The organism is Streptococcus hyointestinalis, assembly GCF_041225505.1.
GTDB classification, from domain to species: Bacteria; Bacillota; Bacilli; order Lactobacillales; family Streptococcaceae; genus Streptococcus; species Streptococcus hyointestinalis_B.
This window is the reverse complement of record NZ_JBCLSK010000060.1, coordinates 1-3,268: the sequence shown is the minus strand read 5'-3', so window position 1 is coordinate 3,268 and position 3,268 is coordinate 1. Positions and strand designations below refer to the sequence as shown.

2 protein-coding genes are annotated in these 3,268 nt (G+C 34.0%); both read left to right on the top strand.

Going from position 1 to position 3,268, the window contains the following annotated elements:
* Window positions 1-188: 188 nt before the first annotated feature.
* Window positions 189-2,081: an HsdM family class I SAM-dependent methyltransferase gene (locus tag AALA56_RS09565; RefSeq protein WP_369909822.1), complete on the top strand. Its 1,893-nt coding sequence runs from the start codon at window positions 189-191 to the stop codon at window positions 2,079-2,081.
* Window positions 2,068-3,171 carry a restriction endonuclease subunit S gene (locus AALA56_RS09560; protein ID WP_369909821.1) on the top strand — a complete coding sequence of 368 codons (1,104 nt, stop codon included), beginning with the start codon at window positions 2,068-2,070 and terminating at the stop codon, window positions 3,169-3,171. Before AALA56_RS09565 ends, AALA56_RS09560 begins: the two co-directional genes overlap by 14 nt.
* Window positions 3,172-3,268: the final 97 nt, after the last annotated feature.

Below are 3,268 nucleotides of genomic sequence, written 5' to 3'. Positions count from 1 at the left end.
AGCTACCAGCTACCAGCTACCAGCTACCAGCTACCAGCTACCAGCTACCAGCTACCAGCTACCAGCTACCAGCTACCAGCTACCGCTGATTATGTAAGCAACGGTCTTTTTTGTCAACCCCTAAAACAGGCTTTTTCACGTTTTTGTGAAGAAGCTATTTATTTTATCAGTAATTTCGAGGTGCAATAATGGAGCGTTTTGAGATTATTGATAAAATTGGTAGAGCCTTCTACTCTTCTAATCTTGAAAATGGAGAATTTAGTTACTCTAAAGGATTGAAGTCTATAGGTAAATCTATCTCTAACTACAGAAATAGCAACTCAAAGAAAAAACATAATTATTTGGATATTCGCTTTGAGAACGATAGACTTGCTGTCTTAGTTGAAACAAAAAATCGCTTTGACAACTGGGATAAATCTGAGATACAACAACAATTACAAGAATATGTAAAATACGAAAAAGCTTATTCTGATAGAAAAATTGTAGCAATTTTAGCAGAAACAGAAGGTAATAATGTCTGGACGTGGTATGGGCAATCAGTAATTATTGATGATGAGCATATAAATGCCAATCTAACAAATATTCTATCCTTTGAAGAATATGAAGAGCTGTGTTTTGGTAAAGTAAATGACAAGCTAAAAGTGGTAGATTCAATTAAAACACTAAATGAACTACTGCACGCTGATGGTATAAACGAAAAATTACGAAGTCAATTTGTAGGGACATGTTTACTTGCTCTTAAAAATGGGCTAGTTTATGAAGGGATAAAATCTACAAAGGATACCGATGGAAATAATTTATCACCCGAACAAGTTATCCTAAAAAGTATCAAAAATATTTTAGAAGGATTATTGTCTCAAGGTGGAGATTTAAATAAAGTTGGAAAGTTAGCGATACTCAATAACAAAGTCTTAGAAGACCAAGATGTAACAAGTCTTAGTTATCAAGAATTAAAAGCATTATTAACTTATATAGACAACAATGTAGTTCCTTATATCAATGATAAAAATACGGCAGGTCAAGATTTATTGAATTTATTCTTCACAACCTTTAACAAATATGTAGGGAAATCAGATAAAAATCAAGCTTTTACACCAGACCATATCTGTGATTTTATGAGCAAAGTTGTCAGTGTAAATAAAAATTCTCGTGTACTTGACCCTTGTTGTGGCAGTGGTGCTTTTTTGGTAAGAGCTATGACAGACGCAATGGATGATTGTAACACGGAAATCGAACGTGATACGGTCAAAAGGAATCAAATTTTTGGTATAGAGTATGAGGATGGGGCGTTTGGTTTGTCATCAACCAATATGTTGATACATGGAGATGGGAACTCAAATATTATCCAAGATTCTATGTTTAATAAGGGCAAATGGATTACAGATGCTAATGTAGATATTGTACTTATGAATCCACCATATAATGCAACTAAAAAAAGTAGTGACCCTGATTATGTTAAAAAATGGTCTTCAACGGTAACACAAGACCCCTCCAAAGGACTTCACTTTGTTGAGTGGGTAGCTCGTCAAGTAACTGGACAAGGTAATGATGATAACGTAAAGAATAAAACTGCTAAAATTGCCGTGTTACTACCAATGCAGGCTGCTATTGGGAACAGTAAAGAAACTAAATCTTTCAAGAAAAGAATGCTTGACAAATATACTTTAGAAGCTGTCTTTTCACTACCTGATGAAATGTTTTATCCAGGTGCTTCCGCTGTTGCTTGCTGTATGATATTTGATTTATCTCAAAATCATGCTAAGTCAGATAAAGATACCTTTTTTGGATACTTCAAGGATGACAAGTTTATTAAGAGAAAAGGGCTTGGTCGTGTCGAGATGGTAAATGATAGTGGAGATAGCTTATGGGAGCAAGTTAAATCTGAATGGTTGGCACTATATAGAAATAAGCGTGAGGTTGCAGGTTTATCTGTTATGAAAAAAGTTAGTTATGACGATGAGTGGTTAGCAGAAGCATATATGGAGACGGATTATTCAACACTAACCTCGGATGATTTTCAACAAACTATCAATCACTATCTATCTTTCTTAGTAAAAGAAGGAGAATATGGCAATGATTGATACTCGAGATTGGGAATTTTTTGATTTTCCTAAAGTGTTTCGTATGGAAAATGGTTTCTATAATAAGAAACCTGAATCAAACGGAGAAGGAACTATTCCATTTATAGGAGCAACGGATAAGAATAATGGGGTAACAGATTATTTCACAATAGAAGAGATTAAATTTGCTTCCAAAACAGGTGATGAACCAAATCAACAATTAGATGTTAAATTGTTCGCACCACATGCTCTATGTGTCACTAATGATGGTTCTGTTGGATATGCTTATTACCAAGATAAACAATTTACTTGTAGCCATAGCGTCAATCCACTTTATCGCATAGACGGAGATTTCAATGAATTTACAGCATTATTTGTTGCAACAGTCATAATGCACGACAGATATAGGTGGGGGTATGGGCGAAAATGGCGTCCTAAAAGAATGAAAAATTCCAAGTTGAAACTTCCTATTCAAAAGGATACTAATGGGAGACCTATTATTGATGTAAATAAACGGTTTTCAGATAGTGGTTTTCTTCCAGATTGGGAGTTTATGGAGACCTTCATCAAAACACTGAATTATAAACTTCCTGAAACCAAACAAACTGTTCATGATAATATTTCTTCGGAAAACTGGATACCATTTACATTTGAAGAACTAGATATTGAAATATACAAGGCTAAAGCCCATGCTAAAGTTGATATGGATTTTTCTAAAAGTAGACAACTAGATAGATTACCGTTCGTTAGTAGAACAGAGTTAAATAACTCTGTAGATGGCTGGATTTTTAAATATGAAGAAAGTGGTGTTGAAGAAGGAAATGCTCTTGTTGTAGGAGATACAACTTCAACAATTTCCTATCAACCTAATCCTTTTGTTGCAGGTGACCATATTGTTGTAATTAGAGCTGAATGGCTAAACAAATATACTGGTCTATTTATACAAACTTTACTAAACAAAGAGAGATATAGGTATTCGTATGGACGAGCATTTAAGATGGATTTAATCAAAACTACAAAATTACTTTTACCAGTAGATATTAACAAAGAAGTTGATTGGAAATGGATTGAAGATTATATCAAATCTTTGCCCTTTGCAGAGAATATCTAACAAAAAAAGACGATTTCCGTTTGATATACTCCCCATATAGTAGACAGTGAAAAAACAAAAATTCACTAGAAACTATAAGGGGAGTTTTCATATGTCT

Excerpts from the sequence above, each read along its gene's own strand:
- AALA56_RS09565 (WP_369909822.1), top strand. The coding sequence starts at position 189 with ATGGAGCGTTTTGAGATTATTGATAAAATTGGTAGAGCCTTCTACTCT.
- AALA56_RS09560 (WP_369909821.1), top strand. The coding sequence starts at position 2,068 with ATGGCAATGATTGATACTCGAGATTGGGAATTTTTTGATTTTCCTAAA.